This window comes from Gardnerella leopoldii, assembly GCF_003293675.1.
GTDB lineage: Bacteria > Actinomycetota > Actinomycetes > Actinomycetales > Bifidobacteriaceae > Bifidobacterium > Bifidobacterium leopoldii.
In genome coordinates this window covers 1-24,691 of sequence record NZ_CP029984.1, presented here as the reverse complement: position 1 = coordinate 24,691, position 24,691 = coordinate 1, and the positions used below count along the sequence as shown (strand labels likewise).

Sequence of the window (24,691 nt, the reverse complement as noted above, 5' to 3'; positions counted from 1 at the left end):
AAAGATCTCAATAGACTAACGCGTCAAATATTCTATATCAAAACATATTATTGCACTAATCTACGCCTCATTGGAGGAATTTCGCTATGCCGTGCCCCAGTAGACATTCTCCCATGTTTAGGAACTATAGCTGAAAAACGACCTAACGATAAACCTGAAGCAAAGGTTAACATAATAACAGCAAGAAGTATCACAGTTACCGAAGAAGCGCCAGTAACAGCAAGCGATGTTGGAATTGTATTACTTTGATTAGCATAATTCTTACTAGCATTTTCGTTGCTATTCGTACCGACATGTTGATTGGAAGTATGATCGTTCCCATCATTTTTTGAATCAGTTAAATCATCACTGTTAACCGTTTCATCACTACCAGTTTTACTATGATTTTCTTCTACTTTTTCTTTGCTTTCTTTACCATTCTCCTTATTTTCATTACTATTTTTTTCATCAGTTTCATTACTCAAAGTTTCTTCATTTTTCTCATCATTTGCATCATGCTCATCATCTCCATCATTCTTATCATTCTTAGAACGATCCTCGCCGCCGGAAACTTGCACAGTCTCTCCTTCTACACCCAATACATGAGTTGCTAAAGGATTACCCTGAGCATCGTAAACTTCAGCTTTCCAATAAATAGTTCCTTCATGATCTAATGTAATATCTGCAGAACTTACAGAAATAGAAGACTTCTTACTTTCTTCAGCCTGCTTATCTGTAATATTTACGCGAGATTGAGGCATTTTTTTCTCAATTTCAACAGATATTGCAGTTTCCTTAGTTTCTTTAGTTTCTTTAGCTTCCTTAGTTTCCTTAGCTTCCTTAGTTTCCTTAGTTTCAGAATTACTGTTTTTTGTACCGCTATTTTTAGTTTCACTATTCTTAGCGTCGCCATTCTTAGCATCGTTACATTTAGCTCCGTCACAATCGCTCTTATTTTCCTTACCATCTTCATACTCGTATGCACTAAACACTACGTAACTGCCTTTTGGCAACGTGCCAGTAATACGAGCATTATCGTGGAACTTTTCACCAGCCTTAACCTTTTCATCGCTTACTCTAGTTGTAACAGATACAGGAGTAGTTAAAACATTCGGTTCAACTAAGGCACGACTCCACAATCCGTTATACGCAGATTTATGAGCTAAAGCGCGCGAAGAACCAGGAAAATCATAAACAAACACATACCATCCTGACTCACTATTTTTGTTAGCGCGAATATGCACATTATCTTTCAAAACTTTCGGATCCGAAGAAGATTTATTGACTCCAGCAATAGGGCGCATTGTAATGCTTCCATTACCAACCTTATAAACTCCATTTACTGCTGGAACCTCCCAATTATCAATTAAATGATGATGCGCATCTTCTTTTGGCTCTTGCTCGGCTGCTTCACCTTTAGATCCCGGCATATATTTTTCATTATCTTTTTTAGTGCTTTTTTCACTGCCTTCTCCAGCCCACCAAACGCGAATGTGTGCCTTCTTGTCGGCATTAAAACCATATGTTTCATTACCTTTAAACGATCCATATGTTTCCGGAAGACCTCTTACAGTGATTTCACTAACAATTTCTGTGCCAATACCAACAATTTTCTGCTTTGTAACAACATCAGAACTTATAGTTGCTTGGTATACAGAAGTAGAATCTGCAGAACCAAATACTTTCACAACTTCATCATCTAATTTATCTGCATCTTCTTTTTTCTGCGCATCACGAGAAATAATCCAAACCCATGTGCCAAAAAGACCAGCTTCATTATCAGCGACTTTGTAATCTTCAGCTTCCTTCAAATCTGATGCACTAATATCGCCATTTGCGCGTTTAGCCTTAGCATTCACACTTTCGTTAGCTTTAGAAAAGTCAGCTTTTGCTGCAGCAACCTGTCGCAAATCTGGCAAAGCTCTAATACGTTTCAGGTATTGAACTGCAGATTCGCCATTGTTACGTTGCCTAATTTGCAAAATATCTTTAGCAGATCCAACGAAATAATATCCTTGGGCACGCAAAGTAACTCCATTTAACCAACTATCTTTTGCCAACACTCCACTGGTTACTGTGCTATCAACCTTCTCGCCCACATGCAGCTCATGTTTTGCAACTTTTGAAGTAAGAGTCGGCTGGAAACTGTCTTTTACTCCGAAAGCAAGTTTTTCACTATATTCAGCATCGTTTATGGAACGTATCTCGTCTTGATATTCAGGTGAATAATATCTTTCAGCTTTAGGAGCTAAAAATCCAATTTTAACGATGGCAGTACCATTTCTCTTAGAACTCCAAGGAATATTCACTACTTCATCTTTGGACTTTAATTCAACAGATTGTTTACCATCATTAAACTCAACTAAAGCATCTTCAGATTCAAGCCTAATAGGAACATCTTTAAGAGCATAGCCCTTGATATTTTTCACCCTTACATGCACAACTCCAGCATGCTTTCCTGAAGTATACTCTTGATTAACTTCTAAGTTCATAGGAGTATTATTTTCGGCTTCTTCCCACAATTTCTTAGATGTTTTTTTCAAATCCTCAGTAGAGATTTTTTCAAAACCATTATCTACAGCTCTTTTCCACTCATCTTTTTTAAGATCAAAATGATCGTGCATTGCGAAAGCTATAGATGTTTGAGTAAGCAAATCGTCATTATTACTAGAAGTTTTTATCATTTCTGCAGCAATGCGATAATCTTTGTCGAGTTCTTGCTTCCAATCACCTGATGAGCGACCAAAATCTACACTTGATTCAATACAATAAGATATATGTTTCTTGCCCCAATAACTTGGTGTAGGACCAAGCTTTGTGCGAAGAGTATGATCTTTAAGCCATTCTATTTTGTCTGAAACCTTATAAAATACACCAGGTTCATCATAATAACCTAAAGCTGACTGCGTGCAGAATATAGCAGGAATTACAAAAATAGAAGCAAAAAATGCTGACAGACTACGAATAGTTTTACGTTTCATACTAGCGCGCATATTGTTATCGCTACGAGCACTATTATGCTTCCCTCCATACTTTTTCATAAAAATCTCCTTTAGCCCAACCCTTTAAATATTATTTTGAACACTTTTAATAAGCATTCATGAGTCAACTATGAGCTTAAAGAAAGTATGAGTAAATATTTTTTTACTATTGTGGTTAAAAGCTTGAGTAAAATTACGGAGCTATTCACAAATCCACAATTTCTTCTTTTGATATATTATTTTTTATTTCTAAAGTGTAAAATAAGCGTATTTTAATTGCATACTGCACGTTTTCTATACGTAATTGATAAAACAAAAACAAAAACTCCGGACCGCGAAAAGCAATCCGGAGTAACCCGCGGAGTCAGAGAGATTCGAACTCTCGAGCCGCTTACACGACTAACACCTTAGCAGGGTGCCCCTATCGGCCACTCAGGCATGACTCCACTTGTTTACTGTACATAACAGCAACAGATTGACACTATAGCACCTCTTAAGGACTGTAAACAAGCTTGGCGACACACTTTAAGATAACATTAATATAACAATATCCAGTGCTACACAGGATTATGATCTCCAGAAAACGTTACGACTACAGCAAACATAACAAGAATTATTCCTGCAATATCAGTCAATGTTGGAATTTCACCAAATCCCATTCCAATAATAACCGCGATCGCAGGATACAACGCTTGCATAACAGAGTATTTTGCAGAAGTAACACGTTTCAATAAAACCTGATCAAGCAAAGTTGGGAAGAAAGAAGCGCATATTGCAATAACCAACATTAACGCAAGTAAAGCAAAAGAACCACCAGGGCGAGCAGCCCAAGTAGCTTCTGGTTTAGGCGAAATAACATGCTGCACTGCAGGAACAGCAAGAACAACAGACTGCAGCAGCCAACCAATAAGAGCTGCAACACTTACACGATCAATAGCGTGTGAACTTTTTGCCAACATGCGACCTGAAACAATATATAGGCCCCACATTGAACCGCCAACAAGAATGGCGAATAACCCAATTAGAAAATGTGGGCTTACTGAACTATGTATAGAAGCACTAGCTAACAGCATAATGCCACAAACAGCAATCACAATTCCCACACGCTCTCGCCATTCATGACCTGTAATAACAGCTACAAGCAAGGGGCCTATGAATTCTATGGTTACCGCAACGCCAACAGCCATGCAACTAATAGCAACATAGAACATAGTGTTCATAGCAACTAACGACACGCCAACAGCTGCAACAATCCCCCATTCTCGTAGCGTTTTTGGTAAAAGACTACGTTTGCTGCGAGAAAATGGTCTTCTCCAAGCCAAAAGCAACAATGCCATAAATCCTACTCGATACCACACTGCATACAGAGGATCCAATTGGCTAAAAGCTACTTTTGCAACAGAAGTTGCTGTATACACCATTGAAGCCTCAATGACGATAATAAGCAGCACAGGCATGCGATGTAAAAGATTGACGACAAATTGCTTCATAGCAACAACCCTACATGAATATTGATCCGACATACGCTTTTTTACAAAAACATTAGTTTAATCCACAAATTTTTTCCATAAAATCGAACGTTTGTTCTATTATAAACTTATGAGTACAGCACCGAGAGTACAAGCAGCGAAACGTGATTGGGGGCACGACACCTCAGGTTGTAACATACTTCACGTCGACATGGATGCATTTTATGCTTCTTTAGAAGTTGCAAGACATCCGGAGCTTAAAGGAAAGCCGCTTATTATTGGCACAGGCAATCGTGCTGTTGTTTCTGCAGCAAGCTACGAAGCGCGCGCTTACGGCGTTAATTCCGCCATGCCCGTTGTTAAAGCTAGAAATCTTTGTCCACAAGGAGTTTTCTTGCCAGTTGACATTCCTTATTATTCAAGCGTTTCCAAAAGTATTTTTGAAAATATTTTTTTGCATATTACTAATCAAGTTGAAAAAGTTTCTGTTGACGAATGCTATATGAATGTTAAATCGGCTTTATTACAGTGGAAATCGCCTGTAAATATTGGAACTTGGGTACGAAAAGAAGTATTTGAAAAGTATCATATCACATGTTCAGTTGGTATTGCTAACAATAAACTTATTGCAAAAATGGCTTCCACTAATGCAAAACCTAATGGAATGCTTCTTATTCCGCAAAAATGCAATGAAGATTTTGTATCAATAATGCCATTGCGCGCAATACCAGGAATTGGCTCATCTTTAATACATAAGCTTGAGGATTGGGGCTTATCTACTGTTACGTCGCTTAAAAATGTTGACGAAGCAACGCTTACTCGCATAACAGGTTCGCAAATCTTAGCAAGAATGATATATCAATCAGTTAGGGGCATAGACGAGCGCACTGTGACTGCACATACCCCTGAAAAATCCATTGGAAGTGAGCGAACTCTTGATACAGATACCACGGACGAGAATGCTGTTAAACAATTACTACAGCAATGCTGCAGCGAAGTAACTCAACAGTTGCGAAACAGAAAACTTATGGCACGCACTATAACGTTAAAACTACGCTTTGGCGACTTGCATTATGTTACTAGATCTTCTACTTTGCAAAACGCAACTGATTCAACACACGAGTTTTACGAGCATGTCGTTGTTTTGCTTTCTAAAGCTAATCCAACTGTGCATAATTACATTCTTGGAGGCAATAATACAAAGCTTTTAAGCCCAGTTCGTTTAGCTGGTGTTACAGCGAATAATCTTGTGCCAACAAATAAGGTTTCACTTCAGCCTTCTCTAAACGATATTCTGGAGGAAAATACTCGCGAATCTAAAAATCCTACACAAAACAGCATGTCCGCAATGAATAAAAATACTAGATTGCGTCACGCAGAACACGCTTTAGATGCCGTTCGCAAAAAATACGGCAACAACGCAGCTCATATTGGATTATGAACTCGCGCCACATTAAACAATACTTTTTCAAATGATTAATTACTTGCTTTATCTGAACGCGGAGGCAAGGCTGCAACGCGAGCTTCATCCCATCCGGAAGCTCCAGCATCTGTAGCTCCTCCCAAATCTCCGAGCTTGTCGAAATAATCAACCGCAGCATCGCGATACCACTCCCAGCCTTCTGGCAAATCATCTTCATAAAAAATAGCTTCTACTGGGCAAGCCGGTTCGCAAGCTCCACAATCCACACACTCGTTCGGGTTAATATAAAGCGTTCGATCGCCTTCATAAATGCAGTCTACAGGGCATTCATCTACACACGCTTTATCTTTTACATCAACGCAAGGCTCTGCGATTACATATGGCATAACGCCCTCCTTTCTGCTTTTATGCAACTTTTCTATTATAGAACATTTTTGAAAAGTCTATAACACAAGAAGTCGGCATGCGAATATAATCGTATGCCGACTTCTTGCTAAATAAATAATTTATTAATTTTGATTATTTTGCGAGGCCGCAGCAGACGCCTCAGCTTGAACTTCTGCACGAGCCTGCTCCTCTGTTTCTCCTTCAGCTACCTTCGCTGCAGCAGCGGCATCTTGAGCAAACAAAGTTTCAACCGGAACACCGAGCTGCTTAGCTTTACGCAACTGCCTGCCAAGCAAAGAATTGCGGTAAGAGTAACCGAAGTACACCGCAAAACCAATTGCTAGCCACACTGCAAAACGAATCCACGTAAGCACAGACAAGTTAAGCATGAGCCAGAATGTAGAAAGTGCTGCAAACAGCGGAAGCCATGGATTACCAGGAACGCTAAATGAACGGTGCAAATCTGGTCTGCGCATACGCATAATCGGCACGCCAGCAGAAACAAGCAGGAATGCAGAAAGCGTACCAATGTTCACCATGTCGGAAAGAATGCCAATATCGAGAGTGGAAGCAACGACTGCCACAACAATACCAGCAACAATCTGAAGTCTTGCAGGAATACCACGCTTGCTTACCTTAGAGAAGCTACGTGGAAGCAAGCCATCGCGGCTCACAGCGAAGATAATGCGCGTAAGACCGAGCAAAAGCACCATCACAACGGTTGTCAAACCAATAACAATACCGAGGGAAATAATCTTTGCAGCCCAAGTAGCACCCACAAGTTCGAAGCTTGTAGAAAGCGAAGGAGCGGCTTGCTTTGCCAAATCCTTATAGGAAACCATACCAGTTGTTACGACTGCGACGAGGATGTAAAGAACAGTAACAATAAACAATCCAAGACCAATGCCTCGTGGAATGTTCTTGTGTGGATCCTTAGTTTCTTCTGCTGTGGTTGCCACAACGTCAAAACCAATAAACGCGAAGAACACGAGGGCCGCGCCGGAAAGAATACCTGGAACGCCATAAACAGCTGGCTGCATGCCTGTTATCCACTGCCACAGAGGCTGGCTCATAACGCCAGAAACTTCTATTCCCTTTACACTTGCAGCGTCGGTTGCAGGTGGCACAAATGGCGTAAAGTTGGAAGCTTTAATGTAGAAGAAGCCCACAACAACCACGAACAGAACGATACCAATCTTCAAGATTGTTAAAGCGCCGTCGAAGCGTGCAGAAAGCTTAGTTCCAAGGACAAGCATAGTTGTAAAGAATGCAACAATTATAATTGGAGCAACATCAATAGTGAAACCACCTACGTTAAAACTGGTGGTCATATTCAAACCGAAAAGCTTCATTAAATCGTTAAGATAAACGCCCCAATACTTTGCAATTACTGAGCCAGCCATCAGCATTTCTAGGATCATATCCCAGCCAATAATCCAAGCAATAAGCTCACCAACTGTAGTATATGTAAACGTATAAGCAGATCCAGCAACTGGGATCATTGAAGCAAATTCTGCGTAGCACATTGCAGCAGAACCGCATACAATGCCTGCAATAATAAAGCTAATAATTACAGCAGGACCAGCATGGAATGCTGCAGCCTGAGCACCGACAGAGAAAATACCGGCACCAACAGCGACAGCAACACCCATAACTGCCAAATCCCAAGCATTTAATGTACGTTTAAGATGGCGTTCACCATCCATAGTCTCAGCGATAGTCTGTTCAACAGACTTCTTTCTCCATATTTGCATAATAAACGCACTTTCGTTGAGGTATAGGTATAAAGGTATGCCGCAATCAGAAGCGAATTAATAAATTTGCGAAACAGTTGCGACTTCACCTATATAAAATTTCTACTTAATTTTCTTTATTTATTCCTGTAAATGTAATTAAATAAAAAATTTATATAGATAATGTAGGTAAATATTACACAAAACATTGCTTACACGGTAGTTTTACCGTGTGTTCCTTTATTATTTGTGAAAATTTAAACAATAAACTTATATATTACTGCATAAAACATATTATATTCGTAAAATTTTCAGTTTATAGAAATATTTATTACAACAGGTTCAGGAATAAGCGTTACACCAAACTTACTTTGCACACCACGGATAATAGTTTTTGCCAAATTTGCAATGTCGTCACAAGAAGCATTATTACGATTGGTAAGCGCCAAAGTATGCAATGAAGAAAGACCTGCAGGCGAAGGTTTCCCATTTTCTATAAGCCTAAAACCCTTATGGAATCCAGCATGGTCAATAAGCCAAGCTGCAGAAGTTTTTATACCATGCGATCCATCTTGCATAATTGCATCAAATTTAGGAGCATCTTCTGGCAAAGTATCGGCTTCACTAGTACTAAGTATTGGATTCATAAAGAAACTACCGCAACTATGACGATCACTGTAAATATTATCGCCCTCTAAAAATTCACCAGTAACATAGTCTTCACTTTGCAATCGCAAAGCAAATTCAACACCTTCAGCACACTTTGTACCACGCATCCACAGCTTATCGTAACGAGAAGCATCCTCAAGCATGCCTTTAGAAGCACGAACGCGCAAAACTTCACGACGTATTGCTGCTGTTTGCATGCGCTCGCCTAATTCTACGTGCAAAGCATTAGCTAATTGCGAATGAGAAACAACGCCGGTTGAATTATGCTTCAAACAAAAAGTAACAGACAGTACAACGTAACGAGGAGTAGGAAAATACGAGTCCACAGGGACTCCTACTGAAGAGTACATGCTTTTTTTAAGCAATGAAGTGCGATACCCAAAATTTAAAGCATCCTTTTGCAACTCCATAGTTGATTTTGTTTCGCGATCCCAAACTTCTACGGAAGTAACACTTTGAGATACTTCTTGACCATAAGCGCCAATATTTTGTACAACAGAAGCCCCAACAGTGCCAGGTATGCCAGAAAGACCTTCTACACCCTCTAAGCCAAGAGAAATCGTATGTGAAACAAAATCATCCCAATTACAACCAGCTTCAGCATTGATATGCACTAAATGAGCACCACTTTGCAAATCAATGCCATCTTCTGAAGGTGCTGCTTCATCAAGCACATGAATATCACGTCTAGCATCTCGCACAACAACGCCGTTGAAATCCTCATCGCTAACAAGCATATTAGAGCCGCCACCGATAACACATAAAGGCAGACCAGCCTCATCAGCATCTTCTACCGCTTCAATAACAGCAACGCGACTTTTGGGCTCTATAAAACGCACAATTTTGCCACCTACGCCAACAGTTGTTATATCTGCAAATGATGGATTATTTACTAAAGATGCTTGCATACTCATGGTTTAAATATTAACAGCAATAAATAACAAAAACCCCGCATTAAGCGGGGTAATAAGCATAAAATCTGCGCAACTAGCAACAAGCTTAAACAAGCCAAAACCGTGAGCGCAGTAAGCTGAAAATTCAGCGAGTCTCGCGATGAAGCGTATGCTTGCCGCAGCGTGGGCAGAACTTGTTCAACTCAAGACGATCAGGCGTATTGCGACGATTCTTCGTCGTGATGTAATTACGCTCTTTGCACTCCGTGCATGCCATCGTAATGCCCGGACGGATGTCGGCGCTCTTGCTTGCCATTTCGTTCACCTCTACAATTCATTATTGGCCAGCCAGTCTCCTACTGGCCGTTGTAGCGAGGAAGAGACTCGAACTCTTGACCTTACGATTATGAGTCGTACGCTCTAGCCAGCTGAGCTACCCCGCCAGAGAGCCTCGAGTGAGAATCGGACTCACGACCTCTTCCTTACCAAGGAAGTGCTCTACCACTGAGCTATCGAGGCGTGGCGGGTAGTGGATTCGAACCACTGAAGCACGAAGCGGCTGATTTACAGTCAGCTCCCTTTGACCACTTGGGAAACCCGCCAGCAGTCTCCGTAAGAAGTGAACTTCAAACGGCAACTTTGTTATTTTGCCACGAAATCGCGACTAATGCAAGATTAAGACACGCCGAAAGCAAAACTTTTATGCAAAAAGCTAGTTATTTAGCGAAAAACCCTCTTTTTTTAAATTTTCGCAAACTGTCAAAACTCTGTCATTAGCCTCGCGCTCGCCGATACTAATGCGAATACCTTCACCAGCAAAAGCGCGAACAGACAATCCTGCAGCAATAAAATGTTCTGTTACTTTCTCAGTATCTGCCCCAAATGGCATCCAGAAGAAGTTTGCGTACGCATCCTCAATATTCCAGCCTTGCTCGCGTAAAGCTTCAACAATGCGCTCGCGCTCAGCAACGAGAGATGCAACACGAGTACTCATCTCCTTGCTTGCGTCATCTTCCAAAGAAGCCAAAGCTGCGACCTGCGCTATTTGAGACACTCCAAATGGCACAGCAACTTTACGCATACCGTCTACGACTTCAGCCGGAGCAATACCATAACCAATGCGCAAACCTGCCAATCCATAAGCCTTGGAGAACGTTTGAGCAACAACTACATTTGGATACTCATGGTACAGCTTTATGCCATTTGCAGTGCCTTTTGCTGTGTTAAACTGCACATAAGCTTCGTCAATAAGTACAAGAACGTCGCTTGGCACAGCATCTAACACCTTGCGAGCTTCCTTCTCGCTAAGTGAAGCAGAAGTTGGATTATTAGGATTATTCAAAATAATCAAACGCGTGCGATCGTTAATAGCTGCAATCATAGCGTCAACATCGTGAGAACCATCGGCACGATTAGGAATCTGAACGCTTGTAGCACCAGCTCCCGTTACAATAATCGGGTAAGCTTCAAAGCTTCTCCAAGGATATATGACCTCATCTCCCGGACCTGCAACCAAGTCAACAAGCTGCGTAATAACTTCCGTAGAGCCGCAACCAAGCACTACTTCGTCTGCAGTCACACCAAAACGCTTAGCAAGTTCTTCAACAACTTCTGTGCCACGCATATTAGGATAACGGTTTATTACATTAAGCGCGCGATTTGAGATTGCTTCTTTTACGCTTTGCAAAGGCTCATAAGGATTTTCGTTACTAGAAATCTTATACGCACGAATGCCGTCCAATTTAGGAGCTGGCTTACCCTGCTTGTAGCTAGGAATTGTATCTACAATATTGCGGTGTTTGTATGTCATACTTCTCCATCATACTCTACACATACCTTAACTGTGCAATAGCGAAAATCCGACTAAAATTGCGCACGCATGTAAAGAAACTGCCGCTTTATCGCCTTAATCCGACCAAAACTTTACAGCCATGTAAACTTTCTGCCGTTTCCAAGCCAAAATCCAACCAAAACCTTACAACCGCGTAAAGTTTCTGCCGGCTATCCAAATATTTCACGGCACATTCTTACGTACCGCAATAAAAAACGCTGGGAATAACGTTTCCGTCATTTCCAGCGTAAGTTTTATTGTTTCAACCGGCTAAATACTAGCCAAGAATCGCAAGCACATCGCGAGAAGACACGATTAAGTAGTCCTCACCTTCGTAATGCACTTCAGTTCCACCGTACTTGGAATAAAGAACCTTGTCTCCAACCTTAACATCCATAGGAATGCGCTCGCCCTTATCGTCACGACGACCAGGACCTACGGCAAGAACTTCACCCTGCTGTGGCTTTTCCTTGGCATTATCTGGAATATACAAGCCAGAAGCAGTCTGAGTTTCCGCTTGAGCTTGCTTAACAATAATCTTATCCTCCAACGGTGTGAGCTTAATCGACACTGTTGCCACCCCTTTCATAAGAGATATTAATTTCGTACGCAAGAAACAATCCGACGAGGCTGACGATCACGTCCGCAACCGCACTTACGCTCTGTGCCTCATAATAGCGCGAATTTAGCACTCTAACAACTCGAGTGCTAATCTTTTAAGAAAATTTTTAGAAAACTCTTAAATCAGGCATTGCGACGAGCAAGAACATCATGCAAATTTGCCACACCAAGTGAGTCTTCAGAACTTTCTGGAGCATCCACTTCGCTTACTTTTTCTTTTTCGTGGAACTGAGAAGAGTTTGCAGCAACAAAATTAGTAGCGGCAGCAGCACTATCAGCGTTAGCAACTGGTACAGCTTTAACTACTTGCTTAGTTGATTTAATTTCCAAACTTTCTGGAGTACGAGATGCCAAATTAGCATTACTTGAATCAGACTTAGTTTGTGAATCAAGCGAGAACGAAATTAAATCTTGATTAGACTGATAGTTTTGCCCCGAAGCCACAGAAGCGTTAGAAGAATCGTATGCGTCTTTATTTTCCGCTTCAACGATATTAGATTCTTTAGATTCAGATTCTTCTTTATACGAACGCTCACGCAACGCTGCATTGCGCTCTTGCTCCGCACGATGTAACGCAACACGAATTTCGCTCTGCTCCATAACCGAAGTTTCAGTATTGTCACGAGATGCGCCATTTCGAACAGGCACTACAGTCTGAGATACAGAATACTCAGCACTGTCGTTTTGGGAAATCGCATCACTACTGTTGATTTCTCCATTAAAATCAGAATCAGATGCAGAAGAATAATCTTTCAACTGACGTATAACAGCACTATTGCGGCGTTCACATAATTCATCCTCAGCTTTGCGTTTCGAAGCAGCGCGCATTGTTGCAATACGCGCCTCCCAAGCACGAGCATGCTTAGAAGCACGAGCTCCAAAATAAAGCACTACTGCCAACATAGCTCCAGGAATAAGAGCAAAAACTGGAGAAAATATACCAGAGCATCCTGCTAAGAATACGACAAAAGTCAAGACAGCAAGCGCAACTACCAACACACAACGACGGCGTATCGCAGCACGCCTAGCAGCGCGAATGCGCGCAATATATTCAGGAGTTAATGTTCGTTTTTGTTGTGTCGGTTGCATACAAGCCCCTTTTGCCAACATACTAGTACCGTCGCAAATACGCGTAGTACTCCACTCACCTACAAGATGAAGTGTTGGTGAAAACCTATCCTCGCGATGTTCAAGCATAGACTTCATGCCGTTAACCGTGCGTTTAGGCAACCACCCGAACCATAAGGCTACGAGGATGACTAATACGAGTACCGCACTCACCGATTCATAACCCATAACTATTAATATAAGGAAGTCATAGGATGTGTAGCAACATAAACATTTCGGCGTGTCGCCAAAATGTGGGATTATTGCGCGCGCCATCACACAATATGCTGTGCCGCAATCATTCACTAAGCAAATTTAACACCTATAATAACTGTCATAGTATGTACTAGGATATGTGAAGGAACAGTAAGTTTCTACTTACGTGCTCGTGTAACTTCGGAGGGACTTTTGCCTACTTATCATTATCGTTGCAAGCAATGCGGATACGATTTTTCAGAACATCAATCATTTTCAGATGACCCTATTACCATTTGCCCTCAGTGCGGGAAAGATGCAGTGCACAAAGTGTACTCCGCTCCTCCAATCAACTTTAAAGGCAAAGGCTTTTATCGAACCGATAAATGATTTTGTAAAATTATAAATATTAATTATTGTTTAAATATTGCGCGCTAATAGGTTTTATCCACAGTGCGCAATTTTTCTTGCTCTTGCATTTTTTATATTTCAAAATGCAAGTATGAGCATAAATTTTTCTTTATTTAAATCTCAAAATAACGCAAAAAATAGTGCGTTATTGCAGCGAAGGCAACGCGCTTTCGTGCGGAAAATCATTATTGTGCTATGTGCTGGAATGATGGCTTTACTCGTTGTGTCAACTATTATTGATTCACAAGAGACTCAAGTCATAGCAGTAGCTAAACACAATATTCAGCAAGGTTCACGCGTTAGCGTAAACGATATTGCATACGTTCGAGTGCCTAAGCATAAAGTATTTAATCAAGCGCTATCCAATAATATAAGCGCGAATGCTTCTATTGTTGCAACATGTGAAATACGTAAAGGCATGCCAATTTTGCAAACACTATTAAGTAAAATTCCGCGCATTCCAAAAGGATTCACTTCTATTACCATTCATTTAGCTAGTGCAGATCACACACTGCTTCCTGGCGAAAAAATCGATTTAGCTTTTAGCAAGCCTGTGCAAGATGAAGAAATTTCTAACTCTCAAAATGCAGAAAGCCGAAACAGCGAAAAATCTAAAAGTAGCACTGCAGAAAATAACGATAAAAACAAAAACCACGATATTGAAGAAAACAATATTGCAGAAATTGACGAACGCTATGTTAGCGTAGTTCATAATGTTATGGTGATGCAAATAAGTCAAAACACTCAAGCTTCACAAAATCAGCAGAATACTACCACTCTTGCTATGCCTGCTGCAGATGCGTTGCGATTATTACAAGCTCAGTCTGCAAACCCCTCTTTGGCAATTATTGCCATGAAATTGTCACAATGAGATTGCCGTCATGGAATACGTACACGATTAGTAGAAATCAGCGGTAATTATTAGCAATTAGCGATAATAGCCAGTCAGCAACAAGCAGCAACAAGAATAAATCATTCTGCTACTTCTCGCGTATTTCAAGCTCAACTCATACGCTCGGAAAACACCGCCCAGTGAGGCGGCAATTCGCTTAAAATGCGATTATCGTCGTCTTGATTGCGCTGTTGCAAAGTAAGCTCGTCAGAAGGCTCGAGTTTAACGCCATCTGCATCAAAAAGCTCTGAGCCTTCACGAACAACCCTAACCGACCTGCGGGGAGATCTTCTATTGGGATCGTATTTACTCATTCGTTGTCACCATACAATTCCCCGAGACGAGAAACAACACGATCAACCTCTTTTTCAGGATTGACAAAAGCTCCAACACTCCACACTGTCATAACTGACCAGCCCAAGGATTCCAAATCCTGAATAATCATGCGATGACGTTCACGAGTTGATTGCACGCTCATAAATTGCGCATCATCCGTAAGCACAGCAACAGCAAATGGCTTATCCGCAAGTCCAACTACTAGAGGAATTCTAACGCCATTATCGAAGCCATAGTTGACTGCAACTTTTAATCCACGCGAGCGAATACGCTCAGCTAAATCAGTAAATAGCACATTCCTTTGCGCAGCTTCTGCAGCAATTTGCGCTTCAACATCGTTAGCATCTTCTGGACGAAGCGGCTTATCACTTAACTTCTCAGCCCATTGCAAAAGACTCTTCAAAAGCTTTGGACCATCTTGGTGCAAACGCTCATCTTCCATATCTTTAGATGTAAACGCACTAACAATATCTAGATGACGACGAGCTAGAGCCAAAGCGTCAAGAAGCATACTGCTTCCACCTTCTTCTTCAAGCAATCCAAACTGCTGAAGAAGTCTGCCATGAGATGTTTTTGCATAGCAAAGCGACATAATTACATCTGTTGCTATTGCTCCAGAAGCTTCATTAACGCCCAAAAGTCTCACATGTCGCAAGAATCTAGCCATGTTTTCGTCTTTAATAGACAAAGACTTCAACTCAGCTCCCAAACGACTGCGGAACACGTTTGTCAACGTAACTACAACAAGCACATAGCTTGAAGGAACAACCGTAAACGTATTCGCACGCTGACGAATAAGCTCAACTACTTCATCAATTTCACGCTGGCTGCTTTCAATAAGCCCAGAAGACATTACTGGAACTCCAGTTGCTTCAATTTGATGCAAACGAACTTTACCTTGCAAACGCTCAACAGGAACGTCATGACGCAACTTTCCGTAACCATGTTCTTCCAAGAATCGCGCTAAACGAAGCGAGCGCCTTGTTGCTCTAGAAACTACTGTTACAGATGGGAGTAATGAAATAAGCGAACGCAAGCTTTCAGAACTTATTGTTTGCTTATGTGCTAAAACTACTACTTGATGAGCACGAGACAAAATAGATAGCAACTCAATATTTGATATATGAGATGCCGAATCAATTATTACAGTATCTGCAATAGGTCTCAATGGAGTCATCATAGTAAGAGTAGATGGCATAGCTACAAGTATTGGTTTCGCAGCCAAAACAAGTTCCGCATAATTGCGCAATAATTTATTAAAAGTAATTCCAGAACGGTTTCCGGCAAGCATAGTATGTAACTGATTAGCTTCTTGCGTATGCGAGAACAACAAATCACACAAATGCCTCATAGCTTCTTGCTGAACCATTGGACCGATTGAACGCACATGTTCTGTATCAACTTGCACGAATCGATCAGAAGCATCTTGCATTGCTGAGCCATCTTGGTGAGAAATAATTGCAGAAGAATTAACGATATCTTCAAAAACAGTAGTCCACCAAGCTAATTGCAACTCACCGTCAATTGCATTACCTGTAACGTTGCGACGACGCAAATCGCTGACTAAATCAGATAAGCCCGCTTTGCTGAACTCGCGTTCCAAATTGCAACGACCAGGGAGAGTATCTAGAGATGCTCTGTCGTCATGTAAATCTTGCAAACGAGCTTCGAGCTGCGCAAATTCAATATTTTCAAGATCTGCGCCCTTAAGAGTTGTTGCTAACACTGCATCAAGAGCAACTAAATGCCTTGCTAATAACTCTTGAGTATTTACAATATCATCCAATTTTGGCGGCAAAACAGGCCATCCGCCGTGAGGCACGAAAGTACGCCACTGAGCTGCTTGCTGCGCAACAATCTTTAATGCTTCATGCAAATCATCGACTTTAGCTCCAACTCTTAGCAAGCTGCGCGCTTCACGAACATGATGTCTACGTTCCCAGAAGCCCATAATTGTGCCTTCGGCTTTACGCTGAGCTTTCGGCTTACTCGCTTCAATCATTGCATCTAAATCGCGCTCAAAAATTTCAGGCTGGAATACGTCAAGTACACGTCGCAAATTTTTGAGAACTGTAACTTGACGACTCCACTCACGAGCTGTTGTTGGCACAGGGAAACCACAGCTTTGCACAGTGCTTTTAACTTGTTCTCGAGTTGCTGGAAGAAGCTTAAGAAGCACGTCTACAACACGCTGATATACAGATATAGCTTCATTTTCGTCAAATATCGACGCGCCAAACCAAGGAGTATCTTCAGGATTTATCCTAAACTCTCCAAGTTCATCGGCTTGGTGGAATTTCTTCGACCACTCCTCAATATGACCGGTCATAGCGTGCGCTGCGGCAACATCTAAACGCACATGCGTAGACGGATGGGTTGGGAACATTGCAATTGCTGCAAGATTCTGGATTGTTTGATATGCAGATACTCCCCAAGTTTCGTTGATACCATGAAGATCACCTAAATAACGAGTAAGGCGAGAACGCACTCCAACCAACTCATCTGCAACCTGCTCAAATCGTGAAGTCGCAATACTATGTCTAGCGCCAACTGCTGCAATCAACTGCGCATCGACATGCTTAGCAATATGACCATCCGCAACGTCTAATGCTAATGAGGAAATTTCATGCGTATTCAACGTGTAACGGAAACGCCTCTGCTGTTCAACAACATTAGGCACATACAACACAGAACGTCCTGCAATCACAGAACGAGAAACAATCGCAGCAGCAATCGCAGCTGAATCCGATCCCGAATCAATATCCACGAACAGAGATTTTCCAGAAGCAACAAGCTCCGCTGCATAACGCACAACGTTATCTACTTCACCAACTTCGCATTCGCTATGAGGATCTGCGTCGAAAGGACTATATTCTGGCTTATTTGCAGACTGAAGCTTATGAATAGCTCGATCATCGCCAGCCATAGCGTCAATCATTGCATTCCCAACATTGCCAGATTGCAAAGCGTTAATAATTTGTTCACTTTCTGCTACGAAACGCGAACCAGCATCTGTGAAGCAGCCAAGTATAATATCGCGCTCAATATCAAAATCTGGAAAAGCTGAGCGAGCTTGCTTACAAATAGCATCAAACACTACAGAAGTTTCTGGCGTTCCACTTTCATATTGAGATCCGTCGAATAAAACATCTTCCCTAAGTTGAACACCACGCTCACTTAAACGCGACACAAGCGAATTGTTCAGCCCAACACTTCCAGAGAAATAAATAGTGGCGGAGGTTTCATCTTGATTAGTGTCACGAACAACTTTCACAGGATACGTAAGAACAGGCACATGGTTGCCATTCCACGATGCAACACCGACTATTAAAGAAAGCTCGGAAACACCACTTTCGTGCGCTTTTGCGTCTCTATCTTCAAAAACTCGATCTAGCCTTCGCCCAGCAGCTCGCAACATTCCAGCGTCCCGGAATAAAGATTTTAATGTTACTTTTCCGCTTGCAAAAAGTTGCGCAATTCCGGAAGGATGAGCATGCGTCAACTCTAATTGAGCAGCAAGTTGCGTTATATCTTCTAGTGGAGAAGGAGATAGCTGAGCCTGATATTGCTGCTTCCACTCAACTATATGTTGTAAAGCGTTAGTACGAGCGCTGTTCGTATTATTAGAGCCAGATTTTTCTAAAGAACCATCCTCTGACGTAGTATTTTCAACTACTGCATCAGTAAAAACTTGCTCTGACGAATCCTGCTCCACGTTGTTTGTATCACTCATATTCCCACCCTACTTGCTTACTGTTCAATAGCTTTGCGATATGCACTATAACCGCTGTTTCTAGCTAGTGCAGCATCTACTTCAGAATTACCTTGAGCTGCGAGCCACGCGTACAAGTCATCGTATAACCCAGTGTTTGCAGCCAAGAACGGAAGCAACTGCGAATATTGCGCCATCTCAAATTGCTTTGAAAAATCACTACTTTCTTCAGCTTCTTTTGACGTGAATCCGCCGGCTTCCACTACATTTTCTTGAGAGTCAAATTCGCCTTTTGATACTTTTTCAAATACGGAGCCTGGCTCAAATGCAGGTGTGTACTCCGCATCAGAATTGTTAATATCGAGATTATTAGAGTCGAGACTTGTAGTACCGAGATTTGTAGAGCCAAAACTGTTAATATCGAGATTATTAGAACCTGTATTTGCACTATTAAAAGCTGAAGTATTGACAATATTTTCAGCAAAAGTTTCAGTTGAATTTAATGGAGATACTGGAAATTCTTGAGAACTTTCGTTTTGCAATACATTTGTTTCCGAATTAACTGGCGTAACCGAAGAAACCTGAGCAACCGAATCAGCTTGATCAACTGCAGAAACCGAATCAACTGCAGAAACCACAGAATCTTGTTGAGAAGGTTCTTCTTTAGTCGCACTTTCTTGCTGAATTGCTTGCGCATCTGCAAATAAATTACGCGGCTCTACAGGAGCCTCCTGCTGCTCTCGCATAACAGGCAAAGTTACATCATGATTGATTGGAGCAACATCTGTTTGCGAATCATCATTGAGCTGAGTTTGATTTTGCATGCCTTGTTTCCAAGACAACCCAGGATGCGAAACTGATTGAGCATGGAAAACACCTGTTGGCTCACCAGCGCGCAAATCAAGAATTTGGTCTACCGATAAATCTGAAGCTGCAGGCTCATCATGCGATTCATCTGTAGCATAAGAGAACAGATTACGCACTGCGTTATCTTTTTCAACTTCAGCAGATTCTTCTTCTACACGCACAAAATCAACAGGAACATCACCGAATTGCATGCGCATTAAGTTATCTGGAAGTTGAAAATCAACATCAGGCTCTAGACGCAGCAAATCACCATTTTCGCTGACTAAATACGTACCGTTGGTCGAATGCAAATCTCGTATTGTTGCCACGCCTCGCATGTCTACAATTAGCAGCGCATGCCTCTTTGACATAGAACGTTTGTTATCTACTATGTCGACGCGCGCGAAACCATCTTCACGCAACGGGCGTATAGGCTTTCGACCAATCTCTACAGACTGACCTGCACCCACACGTGCCTGCTCGACACCACCAACTGTAATCATCCAGCGCTGCACGGTTTGTCGCTCACTCACGTGATCTGCTCCCTTCAAAAAACATACTACTTACTATTGTGTCATGCTTTGTGTATATTGCGCTAGTATTTGTTGATTTTAAGCATAAAAATAACAAAAGGCTCGGAAGAAACTCCCGAGCCTCGAAACTTGCGATATTACCAACCGTCCCTAGCGGAAAGCAACAACGCAAAGCGCTCAGCATTAATCGGCTAACGAAGCCTGAATCAATAGTAAAAAAGGAAATTTGGCAAACCATATCAACAAGCAAACGCAAACCAAGTAATTGCTGTATAAAACTAAAAGATCTACACAGCGTGCCAAGCACAAAATTTTTATAAAAGCACTTAGTCTAGCGCACCTTTTAGCACACTAGACTAAGTAATTCACAGTAAAACCGACTCAACGATCAACCAATAAGCTAAAGCCCAAATGATTCATCACTGAATCAGATTTCAGCTTAGTGACGGATCTTGCGAAGAGCAGCACCCATGCCAGCAAGCACAGAAGCAGCAACAGCAGCCATAGCTACAGCAGCACCAGTCTTAGCTAAACCAGCAGCAGCGGCACCATTAGCACCAGCGGCAGCACCGTTAGCATTGTTGTTCTGCTGAGCAGAAGCCTTGGTATCCTTACCCTTCTGACCCTGCTTAGCAGCAGCCTGAACTTCCTTACCAAACTTACCGCTCATAGCAGAAGCATAAGCATGCTTCAAACCAGGAACAGCTGGGAATGTTGGAGCCAAAGGATCAGAAGTCACAACTGGTGGCAACAAAGATGGGTTCACACCGGCAGCAACAGCCTCATTGTAAACAGCCTTGTAAAGAGCCAAAGCCTCATTATAAGCCTTTACAGCAGCCTTGGCAGCAGCCAAAGCAGCATTATAGTCGGCAGTAGCCTTGTCAAGAGCATTCATTGCACGGACAAGATGAGCCTTAGCGCGGTCCACAGCATCACGCAAACGAGTCTCGGTAGCAGAATCATTCGTACCAGAAGTCAAGAATGCATTGAGCTTTTCCTGAGCATCATTGAAGGCATTCACGCGTGCATTGAACTCAGCAAGAGCAGCAACCAAAGCCTTATAAGCATCATTGAACTTATTCTTAGCAACAGCAAGTTCATCATCCTTATTGTCCAAGTTCATCTTAGCAAGACGAACCTTGTTAATAAGAGCCCTCTTAATCTGATCCTCAGTTGGATCTGGGTTAGAGCAGTTATTAACGTTGTCCAAAGCCTTGAGATACTGGGCATGAGCATCATTAGCAGCAGCGAGCTTAGCATCGTAGGTTGCCTTGTCTCCAACATACTTGTTCTTCTGATTTACATATGACTGAGCAGCTGCAGCATCTTCTGGCTTGGTGCCATTAGGAAGAGGAGTCACCATCTTAAGCTTGCCATCATTGCCATCAGCCACATACAAAGCCTTAACTTCAGCCTTAGATGGCTCTTGTGGCTCTTGTGGAACAGCTGGAACTTCAGCCTTTGCATCATCCCAAGCCTTCTTAGCTAAAGCAGCGATAGACTCATTCTTGCTCTTAAGATTCCAATCTGCCTTATTCGCTGGGCAATCTGGAACGTTAACATCAGCCATTGCTGGTGCAGCAAAAGCGAAACCGGAGAGGAGGGTGGCGCCAGCAGCGAATGCGGCGATAGCCTTCTTATTCAACATAATATTTTTCCTTTCTTCTTCTCCTTCGTGCTAGGTACACGAAGAAAAATTTGCTGTGTAACTCCAACCGGAGCCACACACGCCCGTCAAACTAGGACTGACCGGCGTTTGCTATTAACATACCCCCCCCCCGTTCGAAAAAGTCAAGAGCCAACACACAACTCATTAACAAAAAACATTCATATTTTTATAAAAATATTTCAGTCAAACTATTTTCAAGAATAAAAAATACAGTATTATGCGTTATTTTTCGTAAAAATGTCAATTTCAAGGTTTTTAAAGATTTTTCTCAGAAAACTCTCAGGAAACTCTTGAATACTCCCCCAACCAGCCGCAAAACCGTTGCAATATAGCCACTCTTGTGCGACACGCCAACAACCCACTTTTACATGACGCGCGCGGCAGTTCCTCTACGTTCATACAAAAACAATACCGCTTCTTGGCCTATAACCCAGCAAATAAAAAAATCGGGCGACGCATAAATGCATCGCCCGCAAAACTTTCGTTTTCAAATCGTATCTAATAAATTACTATGATGGCTGTACATTATATACAATCTCTTTACAAAAAGTATACATCTGTTGCACTGATGTAGATGACTTATACAAGTCCCTATTACTAATCATCCTACCGTCAAACAATTCTTTGATTTCCTGTAAACAATGATTCTTCAAATCCTCACTTTTTATAACATCATCCACCGCAATAAGCAGCGAAATAAAATCTTGCACACAGTTATTTTTTAATCGGTTTTGAATAGTCCTTTTTCTTACATCAGGCAATAATTTAACAAGTCTAGAAGCTAAATAACTATTGTAAAAACCATCTTTATTTGTTAAATCATGAATAACACAATTGCTATGAGCGGCAGCATTTCGTATATTCCTTATGCTATCCAACAATGTACAATTAAATTCATTATATTCATACTTTGAACAGTAATACTTATAAAAATTAACAAATTCTCCAAATGGAATCACTTCCAGAAAAACATATATAGGATACTTGGGGTGAGTATATTTACCCAATATAGTCTTTACATACGCAGTAGAACGTCTGTTATTAAGCTCTGTTATAATGCGTGGATACTTTGCGATATATTCACTTACTATACTGAATTCATCAATATTTTTTTCTTGTATATTTTTTAATATATTAACTTTTAAAGAATGTTCCACGCTAAGACTTGCACTAATAATCCAACGTCGTAAATACATATCAATAGTAGATAAATCTTTTAGAGCCATAAAATCAAGACCCACATATTTACCATTATGCTTATGAAAATTGGTTTTATAGGCAGTGACCTTAACATAATAATTATGCTCATTCAAAAATGAAATAGCATCCTTAATTGTACATTTTTGAAAAGTAACACCCTTACCTTTTAGCTTATCTATAAGTTGCTCTGTCTGTAACATGAAACACCACCTATCCATAAGCAAAATAATCTAAATAACTAAGAAAACTATTTATTTTCCTTTAATGATTCAAGTATAAGAAAGAATAGGAAAAGCAAAAAGAGTAAGTGCCTAAGTAGATAGGTAGGTAAGCAGGTAAGTAAATAAGTACGTAAATACAAAGAAAAGGGCTCGGAGAATAAGTACCAAATAAAAGCACTAAACCCAAGCCCTTAATAAACTGGCCTATCTCCCTAAAAATAAACCAGCCTTACACTCAACAGTCCCACTCACAAACCATACCACAATCCCACTGTCAAGAAAGAGATCTGGCAAAACAGTAAAATTATGAAACAGCCTACAAGCAACTCGCCGCAAAACACTGAACAGTATTTACGGCACGTTGAGTGAAAGATTTAACAAGTGAGCGCACCATACTTACATACAGCACGCTCACAAATCATTAAACAATCAACACACTTAATGTGCTAACAGCTTAGTGACGGATCTTGCGAAGAGCAGCACCCATGCCAGCAAGCACGGAAGCAGCAACAGCAGCCAAAGCTACAGCAGCACCGGTCTTAGCCAATGGAGCAGCAGCAACTGGGGTCTTAGCAGCAGCCTTCTTATCAGACTTCTTATCAGACTTCTTAACATCAGCCTTCTTGCCACCAAGATTGTTCAAGAACTTAGCAAAGCGTTCCTTACTTTCCTTGTAAGCCTTCTCAGCTTTAGCAAGCTCATCCTTGGCTTCCTTCTCATTCTTAGTAGCAGCAGAAATACTATCTAAGAATGGAACATTAGTGTAGTAAGCCTTACGCAAAGCAGCAGCAGCTTCATGTTCACCTTCAGCGTCAAGATAATCAGCCTGAGCCAACATATCAGCCCACTTAGCCTTCAAAGCATTCAAAGCAGCAGTAGCTTCATTAGCCTTGGACCTAGCTGCTGAAACCTCTGCAGCACCACGACCATTCAAGGTGCCCAAAGAACCATTTACAATGTCTCCCTTTTCGGAACCGTTAAGGAAGTTGTCAAAAGCCTTGGACTTATCGAGATTATCTAAAACTGCCTTATTTTCCTTAGCTTTGTTCTCTTCAACTTTTTTAGCCAACTCAGCTGCATCAGCCTTTTCCTGCTTCTTAGCATTCTCAATGGCTGTTTGAGGTAAATTCGCACTATCAGCCATTGCTGGTGCAGCAAAAGCGAAACCGGAGAGGAGGGTGGCGCCAGCAGCGAATGCGGCGATAGCCTTCTTATTCAACATAATATTTTTCCTTTCTTCTTCTCCTTCGTGCTAGGTACACGAAGAAAAATTTGCTGTGTAACTCCAACCGGAGCCACACACGCCCGTCAAACTAGGACTGACCGGCGTTTGCTATTAACATACCCCCCCCCGTTCGAAAAAGTCAAGAGCCAACACACAACTCATTAACAAAAAACATTCATATTTTTATAAAAATATTTCAGTCAAACTATTTTCAAGAATAAAAAATACAGTATTATGCGTTATTTTTCGTAAAAATGTCAATTTCAAGGTTTTTAAAGATTTTTCTCAGAAAACTCTCAGGAAACTCTTGAATACTCCCCCAACCAGCCGCAAAACCGTTGCAATATAGCCACTCTTG

At 41.4% G+C, this 24,691-nt stretch carries 18 protein-coding genes and 4 tRNA genes; 3 read left to right on the top strand and 19 right to left on the bottom strand.

The annotated features are described in order from the left end of the window. Positions 1-47: 47 nt before the first annotated feature. From DOD25_RS00110 to DOD25_RS00100, 3 genes are all read right to left on the bottom strand, one after another. Complete coding sequence (locus tag DOD25_RS00110) at positions 48-3,020, bottom strand: peptidase (protein WP_112928491.1); 2,973 nt, start codon at positions 3,018-3,020, stop codon at positions 48-50. Between the two features lie 299 nt (positions 3,021-3,319). Beyond that, positions 3,320-3,406 (bottom strand) — tRNA-Ser (locus tag DOD25_RS00105). 111 nt (positions 3,407-3,517) lie between these two features. After that, positions 3,518-4,450 (bottom strand): EamA family transporter, encoded by a 933-nt coding sequence (locus tag DOD25_RS00100; protein WP_112928490.1) that lies wholly within the window; start codon positions 4,448-4,450, stop codon positions 3,518-3,520. A 109-nt stretch (positions 4,451-4,559) separates the two neighbouring features. On the opposite strand from DOD25_RS00100, the gene dinB reads away from it, so the two are divergent. Next, a complete protein-coding gene (gene dinB / locus DOD25_RS00095; RefSeq protein ID WP_064340705.1) occupies positions 4,560-5,870 on the top strand; it encodes a DNA polymerase IV in 1,311 nt (436 codons plus the stop codon). A gap of 35 nt (positions 5,871-5,905) precedes the next feature. On the opposite strand, the gene fdxA is transcribed toward dinB, so the two are convergent. From fdxA to DOD25_RS00045, 10 genes are all read right to left on the bottom strand, one after another. Next, positions 5,906-6,238 carry a ferredoxin gene (gene fdxA, locus DOD25_RS00090; protein ID WP_004105541.1) on the bottom strand — a complete coding sequence of 111 codons (333 nt, stop codon included), beginning with the start codon at positions 6,236-6,238 and terminating at the stop codon, positions 5,906-5,908. 123 nt (positions 6,239-6,361) lie between these two features. Then, complete coding sequence (locus DOD25_RS00085) at positions 6,362-7,993, bottom strand: APC family permease (RefSeq protein ID WP_032842343.1); 1,632 nt, start codon at positions 7,991-7,993, stop codon at positions 6,362-6,364. Between the two features lie 290 nt (positions 7,994-8,283). Then, positions 8,284-9,555, bottom strand: a complete 1,272-nt coding sequence (locus tag DOD25_RS00080) for an FAD-binding protein (RefSeq protein ID WP_004105545.1) — start codon at positions 9,553-9,555, stop codon at positions 8,284-8,286. 124 nt (positions 9,556-9,679) lie between these two features. Then, a complete protein-coding gene (gene rpmG / locus DOD25_RS00075) occupies positions 9,680-9,850 on the bottom strand; it encodes a 50S ribosomal protein L33 (RefSeq protein ID WP_004105548.1) in 171 nt (56 codons plus the stop codon). A gap of 53 nt (positions 9,851-9,903) precedes the next feature. Further along, positions 9,904-9,977, bottom strand: a tRNA-Met gene (locus DOD25_RS00070). Positions 9,978-9,981: 4 nt separating this feature from the next. Beyond that, positions 9,982-10,053 (bottom strand) — tRNA-Thr (locus DOD25_RS00065). 1 nt (position 10,054) lies between these two features. Further along, positions 10,055-10,136, bottom strand: a tRNA-Tyr gene (locus DOD25_RS00060). A gap of 110 nt (positions 10,137-10,246) precedes the next feature. Continuing rightward, a complete protein-coding gene (gene hisC / locus DOD25_RS00055) occupies positions 10,247-11,344 on the bottom strand; it encodes a histidinol-phosphate transaminase (protein ID WP_112928489.1) in 1,098 nt (365 codons plus the stop codon). A 298-nt stretch (positions 11,345-11,642) separates the two neighbouring features. Beyond that, on the bottom strand, positions 11,643-11,936 hold the full coding sequence (groES, locus tag DOD25_RS00050; protein ID WP_004114319.1) for a co-chaperone GroES: 294 nt from the start codon (positions 11,934-11,936) through the stop codon (positions 11,643-11,645). 173 nt (positions 11,937-12,109) lie between these two features. Continuing rightward, positions 12,110-13,192, bottom strand: a complete 1,083-nt coding sequence (locus DOD25_RS00045) for a hypothetical protein (RefSeq protein WP_032835317.1) — start codon at positions 13,190-13,192, stop codon at positions 12,110-12,112. A gap of 309 nt (positions 13,193-13,501) precedes the next feature. Between DOD25_RS00045 and DOD25_RS00040 the strand changes: the two genes are divergently transcribed. After that, positions 13,502-13,678 carry an FmdB family zinc ribbon protein gene (locus DOD25_RS00040; RefSeq protein ID WP_004574103.1) on the top strand — a complete coding sequence of 59 codons (177 nt, stop codon included), beginning with the start codon at positions 13,502-13,504 and terminating at the stop codon, positions 13,676-13,678. Positions 13,679-13,790: 112 nt separating this feature from the next. Continuing rightward, positions 13,791-14,570: a CpaB family protein gene (locus DOD25_RS00035; RefSeq protein ID WP_004574104.1), complete on the top strand. Its 780-nt coding sequence runs from the start codon at positions 13,791-13,793 to the stop codon at positions 14,568-14,570. Positions 14,571-14,701: 131 nt separating this feature from the next. On the opposite strand, the gene DOD25_RS00030 is transcribed toward DOD25_RS00035, so the two are convergent. From DOD25_RS00030 to DOD25_RS00005, 6 genes are all read right to left on the bottom strand, one after another. After that, the gene (locus DOD25_RS00030) at positions 14,702-14,905 is read right to left on the bottom strand and encodes a hypothetical protein (protein ID WP_004105564.1); all 204 of its coding nucleotides are present in this window, start codon (positions 14,903-14,905) and stop codon (positions 14,702-14,704) included. After that, complete coding sequence (locus tag DOD25_RS00025; protein ID WP_112928488.1) at positions 14,902-18,660, bottom strand: helicase; 3,759 nt, start codon at positions 18,658-18,660, stop codon at positions 14,902-14,904. The genes DOD25_RS00030 and DOD25_RS00025 overlap by 4 nt, the downstream gene beginning before the upstream one ends. 17 nt (positions 18,661-18,677) lie before the next feature. Continuing rightward, the gene (locus DOD25_RS00020) at positions 18,678-20,018 is read right to left on the bottom strand and encodes a variant leucine-rich repeat-containing protein (RefSeq protein WP_004574107.1); all 1,341 of its coding nucleotides are present in this window, start codon (positions 20,016-20,018) and stop codon (positions 18,678-18,680) included. Positions 20,019-20,457: 439 nt separating this feature from the next. Beyond that, entirely contained in the window at positions 20,458-21,666 is a 1,209-nt protein-coding gene (locus tag DOD25_RS00015) for a hypothetical protein (RefSeq protein ID WP_112928487.1), read from the bottom strand. A 530-nt stretch (positions 21,667-22,196) separates the two neighbouring features. Beyond that, positions 22,197-23,087, bottom strand: a complete 891-nt coding sequence (locus DOD25_RS00010; protein WP_234025939.1) for an Abi family protein — start codon at positions 23,085-23,087, stop codon at positions 22,197-22,199. 475 nt (positions 23,088-23,562) lie between these two features. Beyond that, a complete protein-coding gene (locus DOD25_RS00005; RefSeq protein ID WP_004105574.1) occupies positions 23,563-24,330 on the bottom strand; it encodes a hypothetical protein in 768 nt (255 codons plus the stop codon). Positions 24,331-24,691 lie beyond the last annotated feature (361 nt).

Excerpts from the sequence above, each read along its gene's own strand:
- DOD25_RS00110 (WP_112928491.1), bottom strand. The coding sequence starts at position 3,020 with ATGAAAAAGTATGGAGGGAAGCATAATAGTGCTCGTAGCGATAACAAT.
- DOD25_RS00035 (WP_004574104.1), top strand. The coding sequence starts at position 13,791 with ATGAGCATAAATTTTTCTTTATTTAAATCTCAAAATAACGCAAAAAAT.
- rpmG (WP_004105548.1), bottom strand. The coding sequence starts at position 9,850 with ATGGCAAGCAAGAGCGCCGACATCCGTCCGGGCATTACGATGGCATGC.
- dinB (WP_064340705.1), top strand. The coding sequence starts at position 4,560 with ATGAGTACAGCACCGAGAGTACAAGCAGCGAAACGTGATTGGGGGCAC.
- hisC (WP_112928489.1), bottom strand. The coding sequence starts at position 11,344 with ATGACATACAAACACCGCAATATTGTAGATACAATTCCTAGCTACAAG.
- DOD25_RS00025 (WP_112928488.1), bottom strand. The coding sequence starts at position 18,660 with ATGAGTGATACAAACAACGTGGAGCAGGATTCGTCAGAGCAAGTTTTT.
- DOD25_RS00045 (WP_032835317.1), bottom strand. The coding sequence starts at position 13,192 with ATGAAGTCTATGCTTGAACATCGCGAGGATAGGTTTTCACCAACACTT.
- DOD25_RS00010 (WP_234025939.1), bottom strand. The coding sequence starts at position 23,087 with ATGTTACAGACAGAGCAACTTATAGATAAGCTAAAAGGTAAGGGTGTT.
- DOD25_RS00085 (WP_032842343.1), bottom strand. The coding sequence starts at position 7,993 with ATGCAAATATGGAGAAAGAAGTCTGTTGAACAGACTATCGCTGAGACT.
- DOD25_RS00005 (WP_004105574.1), bottom strand. The coding sequence starts at position 24,330 with ATGTTGAATAAGAAGGCTATCGCCGCATTCGCTGCTGGCGCCACCCTC.
- DOD25_RS00030 (WP_004105564.1), bottom strand. The coding sequence starts at position 14,905 with ATGAGTAAATACGATCCCAATAGAAGATCTCCCCGCAGGTCGGTTAGG.
- fdxA (WP_004105541.1), bottom strand. The coding sequence starts at position 6,238 with ATGCCATATGTAATCGCAGAGCCTTGCGTTGATGTAAAAGATAAAGCG.
- DOD25_RS00100 (WP_112928490.1), bottom strand. The coding sequence starts at position 4,450 with ATGAAGCAATTTGTCGTCAATCTTTTACATCGCATGCCTGTGCTGCTT.
- DOD25_RS00080 (WP_004105545.1), bottom strand. The coding sequence starts at position 9,555 with ATGAGTATGCAAGCATCTTTAGTAAATAATCCATCATTTGCAGATATA.
- DOD25_RS00015 (WP_112928487.1), bottom strand. The coding sequence starts at position 21,666 with ATGTTGAATAAGAAGGCTATCGCCGCATTCGCTGCTGGCGCCACCCTC.